The 17,571-nt window shown below is 75.8% G+C and carries 20 protein-coding genes; 10 read left to right on the top strand and 10 right to left on the bottom strand.

The genetic code is table 11. The features are described from left to right. Positions 1–64 precede the first annotated feature (64 nt). Entirely contained in the window at positions 65–349 is a 285-nt protein-coding gene (locus ACI79O_RS05775; protein ID WP_456888640.1) for a DUF2516 family protein, read from the top strand. A 13-nt stretch (positions 350–362) separates the two neighbouring features. Here the strand turns inward: ACI79O_RS05775 and ACI79O_RS05780 are convergent, their stop codons facing one another. The 3 genes from ACI79O_RS05780 to ACI79O_RS05790 are packed head-to-tail and all read right to left on the bottom strand — an operon-like array spanning position 363 to position 2,335. Further along, a complete protein-coding gene (locus ACI79O_RS05780; protein WP_456876326.1) occupies positions 363–572 on the bottom strand; it encodes a PspC domain-containing protein in 210 nt (69 codons plus the stop codon). Positions 573–623: 51 nt separating this feature from the next. After that, the gene (locus ACI79O_RS05785; protein ID WP_456888642.1) at positions 624–1,460 is read right to left on the bottom strand and encodes a spermidine synthase; all 837 of its coding nucleotides are present in this window, start codon (positions 1,458–1,460) and stop codon (positions 624–626) included. Positions 1,461–1,477: 17 nt separating this feature from the next. After that, on the bottom strand, positions 1,478–2,335 hold the full coding sequence (locus tag ACI79O_RS05790) for a class I SAM-dependent methyltransferase (RefSeq protein WP_456888644.1): 858 nt from the start codon (positions 2,333–2,335) through the stop codon (positions 1,478–1,480). A gap of 98 nt (positions 2,336–2,433) precedes the next feature. On the opposite strand from ACI79O_RS05790, the gene ACI79O_RS05795 reads away from it, so the two are divergent. After that, positions 2,434–3,435, top strand: coding sequence for a UDP-N-acetylmuramate dehydrogenase (locus ACI79O_RS05795; protein WP_456888645.1), 1,002 nt, complete (start codon positions 2,434–2,436; stop codon positions 3,433–3,435). A gap of 144 nt (positions 3,436–3,579) precedes the next feature. On the opposite strand, the gene ACI79O_RS05800 is transcribed toward ACI79O_RS05795, so the two are convergent. Beyond that, positions 3,580–4,368, bottom strand: a complete 789-nt coding sequence (locus tag ACI79O_RS05800; protein ID WP_456913554.1) for an SDR family oxidoreductase — start codon at positions 4,366–4,368, stop codon at positions 3,580–3,582. Between the two features lie 128 nt (positions 4,369–4,496). On the opposite strand from ACI79O_RS05800, the gene mshA reads away from it, so the two are divergent. Genes mshA through ACI79O_RS05825 form a run of 5 tightly spaced genes read left to right on the top strand, consistent with a single transcriptional unit; the run spans position 4,497 to position 9,094 of the window. Next, a complete protein-coding gene (gene mshA, locus ACI79O_RS05805) occupies positions 4,497–5,780 on the top strand; it encodes a D-inositol-3-phosphate glycosyltransferase (RefSeq protein ID WP_456913555.1) in 1,284 nt (427 codons plus the stop codon). Beyond that, positions 5,777–6,361, top strand: a complete 585-nt coding sequence (locus ACI79O_RS05810) for a YbjN domain-containing protein (RefSeq protein ID WP_456888650.1) — start codon at positions 5,777–5,779, stop codon at positions 6,359–6,361. The genes mshA and ACI79O_RS05810 overlap by 4 nt, the downstream gene beginning before the upstream one ends. Further along, positions 6,358–7,959, top strand: a complete 1,602-nt coding sequence (locus ACI79O_RS05815; RefSeq protein ID WP_456913556.1) for an MFS transporter — start codon at positions 6,358–6,360, stop codon at positions 7,957–7,959. The genes ACI79O_RS05810 and ACI79O_RS05815 overlap by 4 nt, the downstream gene beginning before the upstream one ends. A 10-nt stretch (positions 7,960–7,969) precedes the next feature. Next, complete coding sequence (locus ACI79O_RS05820) at positions 7,970–8,272, top strand: hypothetical protein (RefSeq protein WP_456876318.1); 303 nt, start codon at positions 7,970–7,972, stop codon at positions 8,270–8,272. Between the two features lie 48 nt (positions 8,273–8,320). Further along, on the top strand, positions 8,321–9,094 hold the full coding sequence (locus ACI79O_RS05825) for a phosphoglyceromutase (protein WP_456888654.1): 774 nt from the start codon (positions 8,321–8,323) through the stop codon (positions 9,092–9,094). Positions 9,095–9,151: 57 nt separating this feature from the next. On the opposite strand, the gene phoU is transcribed toward ACI79O_RS05825, so the two are convergent. Next, the gene (gene phoU / locus ACI79O_RS05830; RefSeq protein ID WP_456913557.1) at positions 9,152–9,811 is read right to left on the bottom strand and encodes a phosphate signaling complex protein PhoU; all 660 of its coding nucleotides are present in this window, start codon (positions 9,809–9,811) and stop codon (positions 9,152–9,154) included. A 221-nt stretch (positions 9,812–10,032) separates the two neighbouring features. On the opposite strand from phoU, the gene ACI79O_RS05835 reads away from it, so the two are divergent. Beyond that, positions 10,033–11,250, top strand: coding sequence for a sensor histidine kinase (locus tag ACI79O_RS05835; RefSeq protein WP_456888657.1), 1,218 nt, complete (start codon positions 10,033–10,035; stop codon positions 11,248–11,250). Beyond that, the gene (locus ACI79O_RS05840) at positions 11,247–11,927 is read left to right on the top strand and encodes a winged helix-turn-helix domain-containing protein (RefSeq protein WP_456888659.1); all 681 of its coding nucleotides are present in this window, start codon (positions 11,247–11,249) and stop codon (positions 11,925–11,927) included. Before ACI79O_RS05835 ends, ACI79O_RS05840 begins: the two co-directional genes overlap by 4 nt. A gap of 91 nt (positions 11,928–12,018) precedes the next feature. Here ACI79O_RS05840 and ACI79O_RS05845 read toward each other — a convergent pair whose 3' ends face one another. After that, the gene (locus tag ACI79O_RS05845; protein WP_456888660.1) at positions 12,019–12,240 is read right to left on the bottom strand and encodes a DUF3072 domain-containing protein; all 222 of its coding nucleotides are present in this window, start codon (positions 12,238–12,240) and stop codon (positions 12,019–12,021) included. Positions 12,241–12,250: 10 nt separating this feature from the next. Next, positions 12,251–12,460 (bottom strand): hypothetical protein, encoded by a 210-nt coding sequence (locus ACI79O_RS05850; RefSeq protein ID WP_456876312.1) that lies wholly within the window; start codon positions 12,458–12,460, stop codon positions 12,251–12,253. Between the two features lie 81 nt (positions 12,461–12,541). Between ACI79O_RS05850 and ACI79O_RS05855 the strand changes: the two genes are divergently transcribed. Beyond that, on the top strand, positions 12,542–13,543 hold the full coding sequence (locus ACI79O_RS05855) for a helix-turn-helix domain-containing protein (RefSeq protein ID WP_456888662.1): 1,002 nt from the start codon (positions 12,542–12,544) through the stop codon (positions 13,541–13,543). A 12-nt stretch (positions 13,544–13,555) separates the two neighbouring features. Here the strand turns inward: ACI79O_RS05855 and ACI79O_RS05860 are convergent, their stop codons facing one another. The 3 genes from ACI79O_RS05860 to ACI79O_RS05870 form a co-directional block, all read right to left on the bottom strand. Beyond that, entirely contained in the window at positions 13,556–14,395 is an 840-nt protein-coding gene (locus tag ACI79O_RS05860; protein WP_456913558.1) for a class I SAM-dependent methyltransferase, read from the bottom strand. Positions 14,396–14,400: 5 nt separating this feature from the next. Next, entirely contained in the window at positions 14,401–16,599 is a 2,199-nt protein-coding gene (locus ACI79O_RS05865; protein ID WP_456913559.1) for a bifunctional MFS transporter/dTMP kinase, read from the bottom strand. 93 nt (positions 16,600–16,692) lie between these two features. Next, on the bottom strand, positions 16,693–17,499 hold the full coding sequence (locus ACI79O_RS05870) for a hypothetical protein (RefSeq protein ID WP_456913560.1): 807 nt from the start codon (positions 17,497–17,499) through the stop codon (positions 16,693–16,695). Positions 17,500–17,571 lie beyond the last annotated feature (72 nt).

Genomic DNA, 17,571 nt, shown 5'->3' on the forward strand with positions numbered 1-17,571 from the left:
TCCCGGGACGGTGTCCACCCGTCGGGGGCAGCCCGAGCACCGCTCCGGCGGGTACCCTCCGGGCATGTCCTTCGACGGGATCGTGCTGTTGGCGCTCTACTACGCCACGCAGGCGCTGACCGTCTGGGCCCTCGTCGACGCCGTGATCCGCCCGGCCGCCGGGTACGTCGCGGCCGGCAAGCTCAGCAAGCCGGCCTGGGCGGCCATCACCGCGCTGGCCGCGGTGGTCATCTACCTGCAGGGCCCGATGACCTTCCTCGGCCTGCCCGCGGTCATCGCGGCCGTCGTCTACCTCGTCGACGTGCGCCCGGCCGTCCGCGGCGTGCAGCGGGGCAACAGCAGCTGGTGACGCAGCGGCCGGCTCAGTACCGGTCGTCGCGCGGCATGAACGCCCACAGCACCAGGTAGGCGATGAACTGCGGCCCCGGCAGGATGCACGAGACCACGAAGGCCAGCCGCAGGGCCCCGGTGGAGATGCCGTAGCGGCGGGCGATGCCGGCGCAGACGCCGGCGATCATCTTGTTGCGGGTGTCGCGGGCCAGCCGGCGCGGAGCCGGTGCGGGATAGGTCATGTCCCGACCCTAGGCGCGCCACGGGCCGCCGGGTATCGGGGAAGACCCTGGTCAGCGGCTGAACACACCCGGAGGCGGTTCCGGGGAGGCCACCGCCTGCGCGTCCCGGACCGGCGCCGCGTCGCCCGCGAAGCGCGCCAGGTCGTCGCCGGCCACCACCCGCGCCGGCATCGGGTCGCCCGCGCAACGCCGGGTCAGGGCGGCCACCGGCAGCGGTGCGTCGGAGGCCACCGTCACCAGGTTGCCGAAGCGCCGGCCGCGCAGCGTCCCGGGCTCGGCCAGCACGCAGACGTGCGCGAACACCGCCTGCAGCGTGGCCACCTGGCCGCGGGCGAAGCGCAGCGGCGGCCCGTCGGCGACGTTGGCGGTCAGCACGCCGCCCGGCCGCAGCACGCGGCGGGCCTCGGCGGCGTACTCGACGGTGGTCAGGTGCGCCGGGGTGCGGGCCCCGGCGAAGACGTCGCTGACGACGACGTCCGCGCTGCCGGCGGGCAGGGCCGCGAGCCCGGCGCGGGCGTCGGCGGCGCGCACCCGCACCCGCGCTCCCCGCGGCAGCGGCAGGTGGGCCCGGACCAGGTCGGTGAGCCGCTGGTCGGCCTCGACCACCCGCTGGCGCGAGCCCGGCCGGGTGACGGCGACGTAGCGGGCCAGCGTCAGCGCACCGCCGCCCAGGTGCACCGCGTCGACCGGCTCCCCCTCGGGAGCGACCAGGTCGAGGACGTGGCCCATCCGGCGGACGTACTCGAACTCCAGGTGCGCGGGGTCGTCGAGGTCCACGTGCGACTGCGGCGTCCCCGCCACGACGAGGACCCAGGAGCCGTCGCGGTCGGCGTCGCCGAGCAGCTCCGCGGTGCCGCCGTCGACCTCGGTGGGGCCCGGTGGCACCACCGGCGTCCGGTCCCTCCTCACCGCGGCGCGACCGCGGACCAGCGGACGCTGAGCTCGCCGTGCCGCCAGCGCCGGGTGGTGCCGACCAGCGGCCAGCCGTCGTCGGCCAGCGTCTGCACCGCGGCGACCCAGCGCTGCCGCGGCCCGAAGGTCGACAGCCCTGCCGCGGCCGCCCACGCGGCGTCGAACGCGCGCAGCAGCTCGTGCACCGGCTGCCCGGGCACGTTGTGGTGGACCAGCGCCTTCGGCAGTCGCTCGGCGAGGTCGGAGGGCCGGTCGAGGTCGGCGACCCGCGCGGCGAGGGTGAGGGTGAGTGGCCCGTCGGCGTCCAGCGCCACCCAGCTCGCCCGCCGTCCCCACTCGTCGCAGGTGCCCTCGACCAGCAGCCCGCCCGGGCCCAGGGCGGCGCACGTGGTCTCCCAGGCGCGGGCCGCGGACGCCTCGTCGTACTGGCGCAGCACGTTGAACTCGCGCACCAGCACCGGCCGCAGCCCGGCGAGCTCGAAGCCGCCGACGCGGAAGTCGACGCGCGGCGGGTCGCGGTCCTCGGCGACGGCGTCGACGCGGGCGGGGTCGATCTCCAGGCCCACGACCTCGAGCCCCGGCACCTCGGGGCCGAGCCGGTCGGCGAGCTCGAGGGTGGTCACCGCCGACGAGCCGTAGCCCAGGTCGACCACCAGCGGGCGGGCGGCGTCACGCAGCCGCGGGACCTGCGTGGCGAGGATCCAGCGGTCGACCCGGCGCAGGCGGTTGGCGTTGGTGGTGCCGCGCGTCGGCAGGCCCAGGGCCCGGGCGCGGCCCGCGGCCAGCCGGGGGTGGGCCCTGCGCGGTGCCAGGTTCGCCCGGCGCTTGTGCTCGCTGCCGCCCTCACTCACCGGACCCGAGGGTAGTCGGCCTCCCGAGTCGCCTCGCCGCCCGCGTCCACCCCGTGCGGCCCGGCCACCGATCGGCGTGACCCGATTACCGTGGGGCGGTGCTCGTCCGATCCGACGCCCGTCTCGCCGACCTCACCACCCTCGGGGTGGGTGGGCCCGTGCAGCGGCTGGTCGAGGTCACCGACGCCGCCGACCTGGTCGCCGCCGTCCGCGAGGCCGACGAGGCCGGCCGGCCGCTGCTGGTGCTCGGCGGGGGCTCCAACGTCGTCGCCCCCGACACGGGGTGGGACGGCGACGTCGTGGCCGTGCGCAGCCGCGGCGTCGAGCGGCGCGGCGACGTCCTCGAGGTGCAGGCCGGCGAGGACTGGGACGACCTCGTCGCGTACACCGTCGAGCAGCAGCTGGCCGGGATGGAGGCGCTCTCCGGCATCCCCGGCTCGACCGGCGCCACCCCGGTGCAGAACGTGGGCGCCTACGGCCAGGAGGTCGCCCAGACGATCACCGGGGTGCGGGTGTGGGACCGCGCCGAGAAGACCGAGCGGACGCTGCCCAACGCCGAGTGCGACTTCGGCTACCGCGACAGCCGGTTCAAGCGGGAGCCCGGCCGCTTCGTCGTCCTGACCGTGACCTTCGCGCTCGAGCCGGGACCGCTGTCGCGGCCGGTCGGCTACGCCGAGCTCGCCAAGCGGCTGGGCGTCGACCTGGGCGGCCGGGCGCCGCTGGCCGACGTCCGCGCCGCGGTGCTCGACCTGCGCCGGGGCAAGGGGATGGTCGTCGACCCGGCCGACCCCGACACCCGCAGCGCCGGGTCGTTCTTCACCAACCCGGTCGTCCCGGCCGAGCAGGCGGTGCCGGGGTGCCCGAGCTGGCCGGCCGGCGACGGGCGGGTCAAGCTCAGCGCCGCGTGGCTGGTGCAGTCGGCGGGCTTCGGCCGCGGCACCCGCGAGGGCCGGGTCGGGACCTCGTCGCGGCACAGCCTGGCGCTGACCACCGAGCCGGGTGCGACGGCGGCCGAGCTCATGGCCTTCGCCGACCGCGTCGTCGCCGCCGTCCACGACCGCTTCGGCGTCACGCTGGTCCCCGAGCCGCAGCGGCTCTGACGCCGTCGGTCCGGCGTCGCCCCGCGGTGCCCGACCTCGCGCTGCAGGGTGAGGTCGGGCACCGCGGGGTGCGGTCGCCGCGCGGTGTGGCCGGTCACACCACCGGGGACCCCGGTTCGCGCAGTTGTGGCCGGCTGCGCGGGGTCACTCGGACTCGCGGTGCACCTTGTGCTGGGCGGCCTGGGCACGCGGCCGGACGACGAGCAGGTCGACGTTGACGTGGTGGGGCCGGGTGAGCGTCCAGGCGATGCAGTCGGCGACGTCCTCGGCGACCAGCGGCTCGCGCACCCCGCGGTAGACGGCGTCGGCGGCCTCCTGGCTGCCGGTGCGGACGAGCGAGAACTCCTCCGTCCGCACCATCCCGGGCGCGATCACGATGACCCGCACCGGCTCGCCGACCAGCTCCAGCCGCAGGGTCTCGGCCAGGGTGTGCACGCCGTGCTTGGCCGCCGTGTACGACGCGCCGCCCTCGTAGCTGACGATCCCCGCCGTGGAGCCGACGAACAGCACGTCGCCGGCGCCCGAGGAGCGCAGCGCCGGCAGGAGTGCCTTGGTCAGCCGGACCGTGCCCAGCACGTTGACGTCGTAGGTGCGCGCCCACGAGTCGAGGTCGGCCTCGGCCACCGGGTTGACGTCGAAGGCGCCACCGGCGTTGTTGACCAGGACGTCGACCCGGGGCAGCGCGGCCGCGAAGGCCTCGACCGAGGCGGCGTCGGTGACGTCGAGCGGCAGCGCGCGGCCACCGATGCGGTCGGCGAGCGCGGTCAGCCGGTCCAGCCGCCGGGCGCCCAGGACGACGTCGAACCCCTCGGCCGCCAGCCGTTCCGCCGTCGCGGCGCCGATGCCGCTGGAGGCGCCGGTGACGACGGCGGTGCGCCCGGCCCCGGGCAGCGGGGCGGGGCCGGAGGGTGAGAGATCGCTGACACCGGGCATGTGGCCATCCTGTCGCTGTTGCAGGATGGAGAGCCGACAGGGGTGCCGCGACGGCGCTCCGGACGGGGACGAGGCGGGAGGTCGGAGTGCCTGCTCGCCGTCTCCTGCCGCACCGTGCGCCGCGCCGGGTGGCGACCATCTCGGTGCACACCAGCCCGCTCGACCAGCCCGGCGCCGGCGACGCCGGAGGCATGAACGTCTACATCGTCGAGGTCTCCCGCCGGCTGGCCGCCCGCGGCATCGCCGTCGACGTCTTCACCCGCGCCACCTCCAGCGACCTGCCGCCGGTGGTCGAGATGAGCCCCGGCGTCTGCGTGCGGCACGTCAGCGCCGGGCCGTTCGAGGGCCTGGGCAAGGACGAGCTGCCCGCCCAGCTGTGCGCCTTCACCGCCGGCGTGCTGCGTGAGGAGGCGCAGCACGAGCCCGGGCACTACGACGTCGTCCACTCGCACTACTGGCTCTCCGGCCAGGTCGGCTGGCTCGCGCGCGACCGGTGGAGCGTGCCGCTGATCCACACCGCGCACACGCTGGCCAAGGTCAAGAACGCCGCGCTGGCGGACGGCGACCGCCCCGAGCCGCGGCTGCGGGTGATCGGCGAGGAGCAGGTGGTCGCCGAGGCCGACCGGCTGGTGGCCAACACCGAGGAGGAGGCGCGCCAGCTCGTCGAGCACTACGGGGCCGACCCGCGGCGCACCCTCGTCGTCCCGCCGGGGGTCGACCTCGACCGGTTCGCGCCCGGCGACCGCGCCGCGGCCCGCCGTGTCCTGGGCGTGCCCGCCGACGCCGTCGTGCTGGCCTTCGTCGGTCGCATCCAGCCGCTCAAGGCGCCCGACGTGCTGCTGGCCGCGGCCGCCCGGATGCTGGAGGACGACCCTTCCCTCCGCGGCCGGCTGCAGGTGCACGTGGTGGGGGCGCCGAGCGGCTCGGGTCTGGAGGCGCCGCGCCAGCTCGAGGAGCTGGCCGCGTCCCTGGGCATCGCCGACCTCGTGCGCTTCCTGCCGCCGCAGCCGCCCGAGCGGCTGGCGCTGCACTACCGCGCCGCCGACGTCGCCGTCGTCCCCAGCCACAACGAGTCCTTCGGCCTGGTCGCGCTGGAGGCACAGGCCTGCGGAACGCCGGTGGTCGCCGCCGCGGTCGGCGGCCTGCCCACGGCGGTGCGCGACGGCGTCTCGGGGGTGCTCGTCGCCGGCCGCGACCCCGGTGCCTACGCCGCCGCCATCCGCTCGGTGCTGGCCCGGCGGCCGCTGCTGGCCGCCGGTGCCCGCCGGCACGCCGCGGACTTCTCCTGGGACCGCACCGCCGACGCCCTCGTCGCGGCCTACGCCTCGGCCGCCGCCGAGATGGCCGCGGCCGCGCGCCGCGCGCTGCGGCCGGTGGTCGGGGTCCCGCTGGGCACGCAGGTGGCCTGGTGACCGGCGGCACGGACGGCGCCGAGCGCCCGGCCCGGGCCGACGTCGTGGCCCGGCTCGACGCCGTCGTCGACCGGACGCTGCGCGAGGCCGAGCTGGTGCACGAGCACCCGGCGCCGGGCCGGTGGCTGGTGGACCTGCCCGGCACGCACAAGCTCAAGACGGTGTGCGGGCTGGTCGTCGGCGAGCACGCGCTGCGGGTCGAGGCGTTCGTCTGCCGCCAGCCCGACGAGAACCGCGAGCAGCTGTGGGCCCACCTGCTGCAGCGCAACGCCCGCATGTACGGCGTCGCGTGGTCGATCGACCGGGTCGGTGACATCTACCTGACCGGGCGGCTGCCGCACGCCGCGGTGACGCCCGAGGAGCTCGACCGGGTGCTCGGCGCGGTGCTCAGCTACGCCGACGACTCCTTCAACACCCTGCTGGAGATCGGGTTCGGCACGTCGATCCGCCGCGAGTGGGAGTGGCGGGTCCGGCGCGGGGAGTCCCTGCGCAACCTCGAGGCGTTCGCCGCCTTCGCCCGGGCCGGCCGCACCGACCGGCAGGGTGACGGGGGAGGGGATCCCCCGGACGGCGGGGGATGACCGCCACCGAGCGGGACGGGGCGCTCGCCGAGGCCGAGGAGCGCCCCGGCTACGCCCGGCGGTGGTGGGTGCTGGCGACCATGACCGTGTGCCTGCTCGTGGTGATCACCGGCAACACCACGCTCAACGTCGCCATCCCCACGCTGCAGCGCGAGCTGGGCGCCACGCAGGGCGAGCTGCAGTGGGCCGTGGACGCCTACATCGTCGTCTTCGCCGGGCTCTTGTTCTCCTGGGGCGTGATCGGTGACCGGATCGGCCGGCGCCGGGTGCTGCTGGTCGGCCTCACCGTGTTCGCCGTCGGGTCGGTGTTCGCCGCGTTCTCCGGCAGCCCGCTCGAGCTCATCCTCTGGCGCGCGGTGATGGGGGTCGGCGGCGCCGCCGTGCAGCCGACCACCCTCGCCGTCATCACCAACGTCTTCCCGGCCGGTGAGCGCGGCCGCGCGATCGGCATCTGGGCGGCGACCGCGGGGCTCGCCGTCGCGGGCGGCCCGCTGGCCAGCGGCGCGGTGCTCACCCACTTCTGGTGGGGCGCGGTCTTCCTCGTCGGCGTCCCGGTGGCCGTGCTCGGCGTCGTCGGCACGTTGGCGGTCGTCCCCGAGTCCCGCGACCCGTCGCCGGGCCGGCTCGACGTCCCCGGGGTGCTGCTGTCGATCGTGGCCCTGGCCGGCCTGGTCTACGGGATCATCCACGCCGGCTCCGGGGTGGGCTGGGCGACGCCCGGGGTGCTGGTGCCGCTGGTCGGCGGCGCACTGCTCATGGCCCTGTTCGTCTGGCTGCAGCGGCGCTCCTCGCACCCGGCGCTGGACGTCTCGCTGTTCCGCGTCCCGGCCTTCTCCGCCGCGGCCGCCGCCCTCGGCCTGAACTTCTTCGCGCTGATGGGCGCCACCTTCTACCTCGTCTACTACCTGCAGGGCGCCCGCGGCTACGACCCGCTGCAGTCGGGTGCCGCGCTCATCCCGGTCGCGCTCGGGATGGCGCTCATGGCGACGCGCAGTTCCCGGCTGGCCGAGCGGTTCGGCGCCAAGGCCGTCTGCGCCGGCGGGTTCGCCCTCATCACCCTGTCGTTCCTGGGTTTCCAGCTGCTCGACGAGGCGGCGCCGCTGTGGTTGCTGGTCACCGTGCTGAGCGTGCAGGGGCTCGGCATGGGCGCGGTCATGGCGCCGGCCACCGAGTCGATCATGTCGGTGGTGCCGCGGGAGAAGGCCGGCGCCGGTGCCGCGGTCAACAACACCGTCCGGCAGGTCGGCGGCGCGCTGGGCGTGGCCATCCTCGGCTCGCTGCTGGCCACCGCCTACGCCGCGAACGTCGGCCGGGCCGTCGACGTGCTGCCCGCGCCGGTCCGCGACGAGGCCAGCACCTCGATCGCGGCCACGCTGGAGGCCGCCCGGACGACGGCGGTGCAGGCCCGCGCGGCCGGCGACGAGGCCACCGTGGCCGCGGCGGTACGGCTGGAGGACACCGCCCGCGACGCGTTCGTCTCGGCGATGCACCTGACCGCCGTCGGCACCGCCACCGCCTCGGCCGTCGCCGCCGTCGTGGTGCTCGTCTGGCTCCCCGGCCGCCGCCGGCCGGGGACAGGGGCGCCGTCCGCGGCCTAGCGTGGGCGGCGTGCAGGAGCCACCCGCGCAGCAGGAACGGCTCGGCCGGGCGCTGATCGGCGTGGTGGCCGCCTCCGGCCTGGTCTACCCGCTGCTGCTGTGCGCGGTGCAGCTCGTGCTCGCCCAGCTGGTCGTGGTCGACGTGGGCGCGACCGTGCTGTGGCTGGGCGTGGCGCTGACCTGCAGCGTGGCGCTGGTGGCCGCGGTGCGCTGGGGCGCGGCCCGCCGGGTGCGCAGCCCCTGGCTGCTGGTGGGCCTGGCGCCGCCGGTGCTCTACGAGGCCTGGGTGCTCTGGCCGCTGGTGACCCGTTAGGCCGCCTCGGCGGGCCGCCGGCCGGGCGGGTCGGGCAGGATGGACTCCGTGACCCAGTCTGCGGCGACCGCACCCGGCACCCTGGTCCTGCTCCGCCACGGCGAGAGCGAGTGGAACAAGGCCAACCTGTTCACCGGCTGGGTCGACGTCGAGCTGTCGGAGAAGGGCCGCGCCGAGGCCGCCCGTGGCGGCGAGCTGCTGGCCGAGCACGGCCTGCTGCCCGACGTGCTGCACACCTCGCTGCTCAAGCGCGCGATCACCACCGCCGAGCTGGCGCTGGCCGCCGCCGACCGGCAGTGGATCCCGGTGCGCCGCTCCTGGCGGCTCAACGAGCGGCACTACGGCGCGCTGCAGGGCAAGGACAAGGCCGCCACCCTCGCCGAGTACGGCGAGGAGCAGTTCATGGTGTGGCGGCGCTCCTACAGCACCCCGCCGCCGCCGATCGAGCCCGGCAGCGAGTACTCCCAGGACGCCGACCCGCGCTACGCCTTCCTGCCGCCGGAGGTCCGCCCGGCCACCGAGTGCCTGGCCGACGTCGTCGTGCGGATGCTGCCGTACTGGTACGACGCGATCGTCCCCGACCTGCGCACCGGCGCCACGGTGCTGGTGGCCGCGCACGGCAACAGCCTGCGCGCGCTGGTCAAGCACCTCGACGGCATGGGCGAGGAGGAGGTCGTGGGCCTCAACATCCCCACCGGCGTCCCGCTGCGCTACGACCTCGACGACGACCTGCGGCCGGTCAAGCCCGGCGGCGAGTACCTCGACCCCGAGGCCGCCGCGGCCGCGATCGAGGCGGTCAAGAACCAGGGCAAGCAGAAGTAGCGGAGACGCCGAGGGCCTCCCCACCGCACGGTGGGGAGGCCCTCGGCGTCTCCGGGATCACGTGGGGATGGAGGTCATCTCCCGCTCGCCGGTGACCAGGTAGACCACCCGGCGGGCGACGCTGACGGCGTGGTCGGCGAAGCGCTCGTAGTAGCGGCCGAGCAGCGTGATGTCGATGGCCGACTCCATGCCGTGCGGCCAGCCCGGGCTGAGCAGCTCGGTGAACAGCTGCCGGTGCAGCGCGTCCATCAGGTCGTCGTCGCTCTCGAGCTCGGTGGCCGCGCGGACGTCGAGCTTGGCGATCACCGCGCCGGTCTTGGTCACCAGGCTCTGCGCCACGTGGCCGGCCTCGAGGAAGATCGGCCGCACCTCGGCCGGGACGGCCGACTCGGGGAACCGCATCCGTGCCAGCTTCGCCACGTGCACCGCGAGGTCGCCCATGCGCTCGAGGTCGGCGACGATCCGCATGGCGGTGGTGATCGTGCGCAGGTCGGTGGCAACCGGCTGCTGCCGGGCCAGCAGGGTGAAGCAGCGCTCCTCGATGCTCTCGCGCACCGCGTCGACGTGCTCGTCCCCGGCGATGACGAGGTCGGCGAGGGCGACGTCGGCGTCGAGCAGGGCGGTGGTCGCCTTGCTCATGGCCGAGCCGACCGAGTTCGCCATCTCCACCAGGCAGGTGTTGATGTCCTCGAGCTCTTCGCGGTAGTGCTCGCGCACGGGTCCTCCTCCCGACCGGTCGGACGCCGGCCCCCGCCGTCCGGACACCGTCTGCTCGATGCGCCGCCAGCTGTCCCCCCGAGGGTAGGTGCTGTTCCGCGGCCTGCAGGTCCGGGCCGGGTGAACGCCGGTGCACCCGGGTGTGAACAATCGCCCGGACCGGTTCTGCGGCCACTCACACGGGGGATGTCCCCGGTGGGGTGCGGCCTAGCATCGGTTCCGTGATCCTGTTGGCCGTCCTCGGCGGCCTCGTCGTCGGCGCGGTCCTGGGGGCCGTCGTCGTCCTGCTGGCCCGGCGGTCGTCCGCCGCGGCCGAGCAGGCCGGGGCCGACCCCGGGGACGCCGCGCGGGAGGCCGCGCTGGCCAGGAGACTGCTCGACCTCATGGACCCCGCCGTCGTCGTCCTCGACAAGGACGACGCCGTCGTGGTGGCCAACCCCGCGGCGCGGGCCCTCGGCATCGTCCGCGACCGGCGGCTGCTGGTCCCCGCCCTGCAGCAGGTGGTGCGCGAGGTGCACTCCTCGGGGAGCCGGCGCGCCGACGTGTCGCTGCCCGGCGAGCTCGTCGGTGGCGGCTCCCGGCTGGTCGGCGTCCACGGCATCCCGCTGGACGCCGTCCCCACCGTCGTCCCCGGCCCGGTCGCCCTCGTGCTCCAGGACGTCACCGAGGCCCGCCGGGTCGAGGCCGTCCGGCGCGACTTCGTCGCCAACGTCGGCCACGAGCTGAAGACGCCGGTGGGCGCCCTGGGGCTGCTGGCCGAGGCCATGCTCGGCGCCGCCGACGACCCCGAGACGGTGCAGCGCTTCGCCGCCCGCATGGCGCACGAGGCCGACCGGCTGGCCAAGCTGGTGCGCGAGCTGATCGACCTGTCGCGACTGCAGGGCGCCGAGCCGCTGCCGGAGCTGGTGCCCGTCGACGTCGACACGGTGCTCGCCGAGGCCGTGGACCGCACCGGGCTGGCCGCCGCCGCGAAGGGGATCACCATCGCCGTCGGTGGCCGGCGCGGGCTGGTGGTCCGCGGCGTCGAGTCCCAGCTGACGACGGCGGTCACCAACCTGCTGGCCAACGCCGTCGCCTACAGCCCGGAGAACACGCGGATCGCCGTCGGGGCGCGGGCGCGCAGCGGGCAGGCCGAGATCGCCGTCACCGACAGCGGGATCGGCATCCCGCGGGCCGACCGCGAGCGGGTCTTCGAGCGCTTCTACCGCGTCGACCAGTCGCGGGCCAGCAGCACCGGGGGCACCGGGCTCGGGCTGGCGATCGTCAAGCACGTCGCCAGCAACCACGGCGGCTCGGTCAGCGTGTGGAGCGAGGAGGGCCTCGGCTCCACCTTCACCCTCCGCATCCCCCTGGCGGTCGAGGACCCCTCCGACCGCCCCGAACCCGCCGGCGCGGCGCGCGACGCCGAGGCCGCGGTCCTGCAGGAAGGACGGTCATGACCCGAGTGCTGGTGGTGGAGGACGAGGAGTCCTTCTCCGACGCGCTGTCCTACATGCTCGGCCGGGAGGGGTTCGAGGCGGTCGTCGCCGCCACCGGGCCCGACGCCCTCGCCGAGTTCGACCGCGCGGGGGCCGACATCGTCCTGCTCGACCTCATGCTCCCCGGCCTGCCGGGCACCGAGGTCTGCCGGGCACTGCGCTCCCGGAGCAACGTCCCCATCATCATGCTCACGGCCAAGGACTCCGAGGTGGACAAGGTCGTCGGCCTGGAACTCGGCGCCGACGACTACGTGACCAAGCCCTACTCGGCCCGGGAGCTGGTCGCCCGCATCCGTGCGGTGCTCCGCCGCCGCGGCGACGTCGAGCCCGCCGACGACGGCACGCTCGAGGCCGGCCCGGTGCGGATGGACGTCGAGCGGCACGTGGTCGCCGTCGACGGCGAGCCGGTGGCGCTGCCGCTCAAGGAGTTCGACCTGCTCGAGCTGCTGTTGCGCAACGCCGGGCGGGTGCTGACCCGCGGGCAGCTCATCGACCGGGTGTGGGGCTCGGACTACGTCGGGGACACCAAGACCCTCGACGTCCACGTCAAGCGGCTGCGGGCCAAGATCGAGCCCGACCCGGCCAACCCCAAGCACCTGGTGACGGTGCGCGGCCTGGGCTACAAGTTCGAGCAGTGAGAGGACCCCTCCGCCCCCCACCGCTCGCTCGCGGCGGGACCCTGCGAAGGGGCCGTTCCAGCACGTCAGCGGGCCGCGGGACCGGCCGGGGTCACTGACCCCGGCCGGTCTCCTCCTGCAGCTCGTCGATCTTGCGCGACGCGTCGGCCTTGGTGATGTCGTCGGGCACGTCCTCGCCGGCCTGGCGGGCCAGCGTGTGCAGGTAGCTCTTCTGGGCGCCGGTGGCGGGCTCGTCGCCGGTCACCCAGTCCGACGGGTCCTTCTCCGCGGTCGGGTCGCCGGCCTGGCCCGTGTTGACGTTCGCTTCGCTCATGTGTTCGATCCTAGGCGGGGGTGAGCTCCGCCGCAGCCCGAGCCGGAGGGGTGGTGGAGCGCGACGCCCAGCGGCGTCCGGTCCGGTAGACGTGCACGCTCCCGCAGGAGGGGCACTCCACACCCAGGGCGATGTGGGTCGGGTGGTTGGTGACCGACCGGATGCGCCGGTCGGCGACCAGCTCGTCGGTCCGGGTCACGGGGCAGGTGATCAGCAACATGCGACGAGCGTGCTCCGCGGCCCCCCGCCGCACGAGTGGCAGGAACGACACGGTCCGCGTCTTTTCTGCCATGCTGTGCGCATGACCGGATCCGACCGTCCCCTCGTCGTCAGCGCCGTCGTCGCCGACGGTCTCGTGGGCAGCTTCGGGGTGGGCGTGGCCGCCGAGGTGTTCGGCTACGACCGGCGGCACATGGGCCTGCCGCGCTTCGACTTCGCCCTGGTCAGCGAGCGGCCCGGGGTCCTGCGCACCGACACCGGCATCGCGATCACCGTCGAGCACGGCTTCGAGCGGCTGGCCGCCAGCGACATCCTGCTGGTGACCGCCTGGGAGCTGGTCGACCACGAGCCCACCACCGCGCTCGTCGAGGCGCTGCGGGCCGCGCACGACCGCGGCGCGCTCATCGTCAGCCACTGCACCGGGGCCTTCGTCGTCGCGGCGGCGGGCCTGCTCGACGGCAAGCGGGCCACCACGCACTGGCGCTACGCCGGCGAGCTGGCCGCCCGGTTCCCGGCCGTGCGGGTCGACCCCGCCGTCCTCTACGTCGACAACGGGCAGGTCATCACCGGTGCCGGCACGGCGGCCGGCGTCGACGCGACGCTGCACCTGGTGCGCCGCGAGTGGGGCGCCGCCGCGGCGAACGCGCTCGCGCGCGAGATGGTCGTCCCGCCGCACCGCGACGGCGGGCAGGCCCAGTTCATCGACGCGCCGGTCGCCCGCTGCGAGGACGACCGGCTCTCGCTGGTCCTCGAGTGGGCCTGCGCGCACCTGGCCGAGGACATCAGCGTCGAGGTGCTCGCCCGCCGCGCGCTGATGAGCCCGCGCAGCTTCGCCCGCCGGTTCAAGGCCACCACCGGGACGACGCCGCACGCGTGGCTGCTCGGCCAGCGGCTGGCCGCCGCCGAGACGCTGCTGGAGGAGAGCGACGCGCCGGTCGAGGAGATCGCGCGGCTGGTCGGCTTCGGGACGGCCGCCGGCTTCCGCGAGCAGTTCGCCCGCCGCCGGGGCGTGTCCCCGCGCGCCTACCGGCAGACCTTCCGGACCGCCGCGGCGGTGCCCGTGGGGGAGGGCTCGGCCGCCTGACCCGGCCGCGGCTCAGTCGAGCGGGATCGGGCGGGCGACGCCGACCAGGGAGTCCAGCCGCCCGGCGTTGCTCGGCGCCAGCGGGCTGCGCACCACCCGGGTGAGGGCGAAGCCGGCCCGGGCCAGCAGCATCGCGTGCGTGCGCGGCGTGAAGTGCCAGATGTGCTCGGCCGGCTTGAGCGTCCACCAGCGGGTGCCCAGCAGCCGGGCGGGCAGCGAGGACACGTAGGGCGTGGAGAACAGCACGACGCCGTCGTCGGCCACCAGCGAGCGCGCCGTCCGCCAGAAGTCGAGCGGGTCGGGCACGTGCTCGACGGTGTCCCACGCGCACAGGACGTCGACGCCGGGCTCCAGCGGCGCCTCGGCGAGCTGACCGCAGAAGACGTCGAGTCCGAGGGCCTCGACGGCGTGCCGGGCGCCGGTGCGCGAGAGCTCGACGCCGCTGGTCCGCCAGCCCGCCGCCCGGGCGGCGTCGAGGAACAGGCCGTACCCGGCGCCCACCTCGAGCAGCCGGCCGCCGGGGGCCCGGCCGCGGACCCGGTCGAGCAGCGCCAGCCGGCCGGCGGTCCAGGTGCGCTGCAGCAGCATCGCGGGGTCGAGACGGCGGGGCTCCTGCGCGGCCTCCCCGTACACCCCGCCCTCGAAGTAGCCGACGTCGTCGTAGAGCCGCTGCAGGGCCGCCGGTGCCAGCCGTGGGCTGACGAACACCAGCGAGCACGACGGGCAGCGGACGACCCCGAAGGGCCGCAGGTCGTGCACGAGTCGGCCGCGCACGCCGCAGAGGCAGCAGTCGACCTCCTCGGTGTCCTCGGCGGTCCACGTCACCGGGGCGGAGGTCACCGGGGCAGCCACGGCGGTCAGCCTACGGAGCGGCCGGCGCTCCTCCCGGTAGCGGTGCGCGCCGCGCCGACCGGCGGGTCGTCGGCACCGCCGACCCCGCTGCCCTCCGCGCCGCCGGGGCCGGCCTCGGGGTAGCGCTGGGCGAGCAGTGCGGTGAGCCGGCGCCTGACCACGGGGGAGACCAGTCCGTCCCCGCCGGTCGGGGCGTCGGCGGCGAGCAGCTCGCCGGGGACGACGACGTAGCGGTCGGGGGCGGCGTCGGCCTGGGCGAGGAAGCCGGCGCGCACCGCGTCGGCGTCGGCGCCGGCCGGGGCCGCGGTGACGTCGGAGTCGACGACGACGGTCAGGTCGGGCAGCAGGCCGCGGGTGGCCCACAGCGAGGTGCGGGTGATGCGGTCGGCGTCGAGGCCCTGCCCGGCGCCGTGGAAGGCGATCGAGGTGTCCACGTAGTGGTTGCACACCACGACCTGGCGCCGCTGCAGCGCCGGGCGGATGACCGTGGCCACGTGCTCGGCGCGGTCGGCGGCGGCCAGCAGCGCCGCGGTGTAGGCGGCCACCGGGCGGCCCTCGCCGTCGGTGACCGGCTGGCCGGGCGCGGCCTCGGGCGCCGACGGGTAGAGCAGCTGGCGCACCTGGCGGCCGAGCGCGGTGTCGCTGGGCTCGTGGGTGGTGACCACCGGGTGGCCGGTGCTGCGCAGCACGCGGGCGAGGTCGGCGGTGTAGCGGCGGGTGAGGTCGCGGTCGGCGCCCTCCACCACGACGAACAGCCCGACGCCGCTGGAGGACGCCGAGAGGATGTCCGAGCTGCCCCACAGCAGCCGCAGCAGGTCCCGGGGGCGGGTGTGCGCCCGGCCGCGGGGGGCGACCTGCCGGACGGCGTAGCCGCTCACCAGCAGCGCGATGACCCCGCCGATCAGCAGGGTCAGCCCCGGGCCGGTCAGGGTGAGCAGCAGCTCCCCGACGCGCAGGTCGTGCGTGCCGAGCAGACCCGCCAGGCCCGGGCCGACGGCGACCGAGAGCAGCAGCACGATCCGCACCGACGAGACGACGAAGGCGAACACCCGCCCGCGCAGCCGGTCCTCGACCTCGAAGCCGATCAGCGTGTAGCCGATGATCCAGGCGATCCCGGCGAACAGGCCGACGAGGAAGGCCGCGGCGGTGGCCAGCACGAAGTCCCGCAGCACCGACATGGCCAGCAGGGCGATGCCGGCCAGGCCGATCGAGCGGGCGAACAGTGACCGCCGCGGCACCGTGGGCAGGATCCGCGGCCCGGTGAGCATGCCCAGGGCCAGGCCGGTGAACACGATGCCGAACACCACGCCGTAGCCGGCCGCGCCGGCGTCGAGCGTGGCGATGTAGAGCTGGGCGACGCCGATGATCAGGCCCCCGGCGCCGAACGCGCCGATCACGCCGACGTAGAGCGCGCGCATCAGCGGCTGGCCGCGCAGGAACGAGATCCCCTCGGCGACGAGGGAGAACACGTTGGTCGGCGCCTCGCGGTCGACGGCCGTGGGCGGGATGAGCCGGCGGGACAGGAACACCGTGACCGCCGAGACCGCGAAGCTCGCGGAGTTGAACAGCAGGGCGACCGTGATCGCCGTGCGCGCGTCGCCGCCCTCCTCGCTCCCGGGGAACACGCGGGCGACGGTGGACAGCAGGGCGAACAGCAGCGAGGCCACCGGCACCGAGCCGTACACGCTGAACAGCGAGACCTGGTTGGCCACCGCGAGCCGCTCCCGCGGCACGATCGCCACCCAGATCGCCTGCTTGGCGGGGTTGGTGAACAGCCCGACGGCCTCGACCAGGAACTGGGCGACGTAGAGCCAGGTCAGCTCGTAGCTGACCGCGATCGACAGGTACAGCCCGCAGGCGAGCAGCTCCCCGACGACGACGGTGATCCGCCGGTCGAGCCGGTCTGCCAGCGCCCCGGCCAGCGGGCCGAGCAGGAGGTCGGGCAGCAGCCGGGTGAGGATGACCCCGGAGATCGCCGCGCCCTGGACCGCGGTCGACTCGTCGCGGGTGAGCTGCTGGGCGAGCGCGGTGGTGGCGAGCAGGCCCAGCCAGTCGCCGAGGCTGGAGACGGTGATCGACGCCCACAGCCGCCGGAACACCGGGATCCGCACCAGCGCGAGCAGCGCGTTGTCGGCCCGGTGCCCGCTCGGCGACGACCCCGACGCGCGCGTGCCCGCCGGGTCCGCCGCCTGTCCGTCGCTCACTGTCCTCGCCGTCCGGTCGTCGCGGTCGTCCTGCGCAGGGTAGTGGCGCGGGGTGACGTCCGGGGGTCACCGCACCCGGACGGAGGAGAACGCTCAGTCCGCCGGCCGCCGCCGCTGCAGCGTCAGGGGGACCGGGGCGGGGCTGGCCGGGTGCGGCGCGACCAGCCCCTGGTCCAGCCGTGCCTCGGTGAGCCGGCGCAGCTCGGCGTAGGCGGCCGGGCCCAGCAGGGCGGTGAGCTCGGCGGCGTAGGTGAGCACGAGCGGCTCGGGGGAGACGTGCGCGGCGGGGGAGCCGGTGCACCACCAGTGCAGGTCGGCGCCGCCGGGGCCCCAGCCGCGGCGGTCGAACTCGCCGACCGTGCTGACCAGCACCGTGCTGCCGTCGGGCCGCTCGACCTCCTCCTGCTCGCGGCGGACCGGCAGCTGCCAGCAGACGTCGGGCTTGGTGTGGAGCGGGTGCAGGTCCTCGCGCAGCGCCATGCGGTGCAGCGCGCAGCCGGTCCCGCCGGGGAAGCCGGGCCGGTTGAGGAACACGCAGGCGCCGTCGACCAGGCGGGTGCGCAGCGACCGGATCCCGCCCTCGTCGTCGGCGGTGTCCTCCTCCGTCCAGGCGCCGCGCCCGACCGGCGCGAGCTGCCAGTCGTCGTCGGCGAGGTCGGCGACGGCGGCGGTGACCCGCGCGAGGTCGTCCTCGTCGCTGAAGAAGGCGCCGTGGCTGCAGCAGCCGTCGTCGGCCCGGCCGGGGACCACGCCGGCGCAGCCGCGGCCGAAGACGCAGGTCCAGGCCGAGGACAGCCAGGTCAGGTCGGCGCGGACCCGGTGCCGGGGGTCGGCCGGGTCGGGGAACTCCACCCACTCGCGGGCGAAGTCGGGATCGACCTCGGGCGGCACGTCCTCCACGGCGCCAGGCTAGAGAAGGGCCGCCTCCCCCTGACGCCGCCCTGCGCTGGGCACGAGTCCCCGGAGGGCGCC

Source organism: Geodermatophilus sp. SYSU D00696, from assembly GCF_054050235.1.

Coding starts and splice junctions, on each gene's coding strand:
- ACI79O_RS05800 (WP_456913554.1), bottom strand. CDS start 4,368: ATGCCCGGTGTCAGCGATCTCTCACCCTCCGGCCCCGCCCCGCTGCCC.
- ACI79O_RS05780 (WP_456876326.1), bottom strand. CDS start 572: ATGACCTATCCCGCACCGGCTCCGCGCCGGCTGGCCCGCGACACCCGC.
- ACI79O_RS05815 (WP_456913556.1), top strand. CDS start 6,358: ATGACCGCCACCGAGCGGGACGGGGCGCTCGCCGAGGCCGAGGAGCGC.
- ACI79O_RS05775 (WP_456888640.1), top strand. CDS start 65: ATGTCCTTCGACGGGATCGTGCTGTTGGCGCTCTACTACGCCACGCAG.
- ACI79O_RS05850 (WP_456876312.1), bottom strand. CDS start 12,460: ATGTTGCTGATCACCTGCCCCGTGACCCGGACCGACGAGCTGGTCGCC.
- ACI79O_RS05855 (WP_456888662.1), top strand. CDS start 12,542: ATGACCGGATCCGACCGTCCCCTCGTCGTCAGCGCCGTCGTCGCCGAC.
- ACI79O_RS05840 (WP_456888659.1), top strand. CDS start 11,247: ATGACCCGAGTGCTGGTGGTGGAGGACGAGGAGTCCTTCTCCGACGCG.
- ACI79O_RS05845 (WP_456888660.1), bottom strand. CDS start 12,240: ATGAGCGAAGCGAACGTCAACACGGGCCAGGCCGGCGACCCGACCGCG.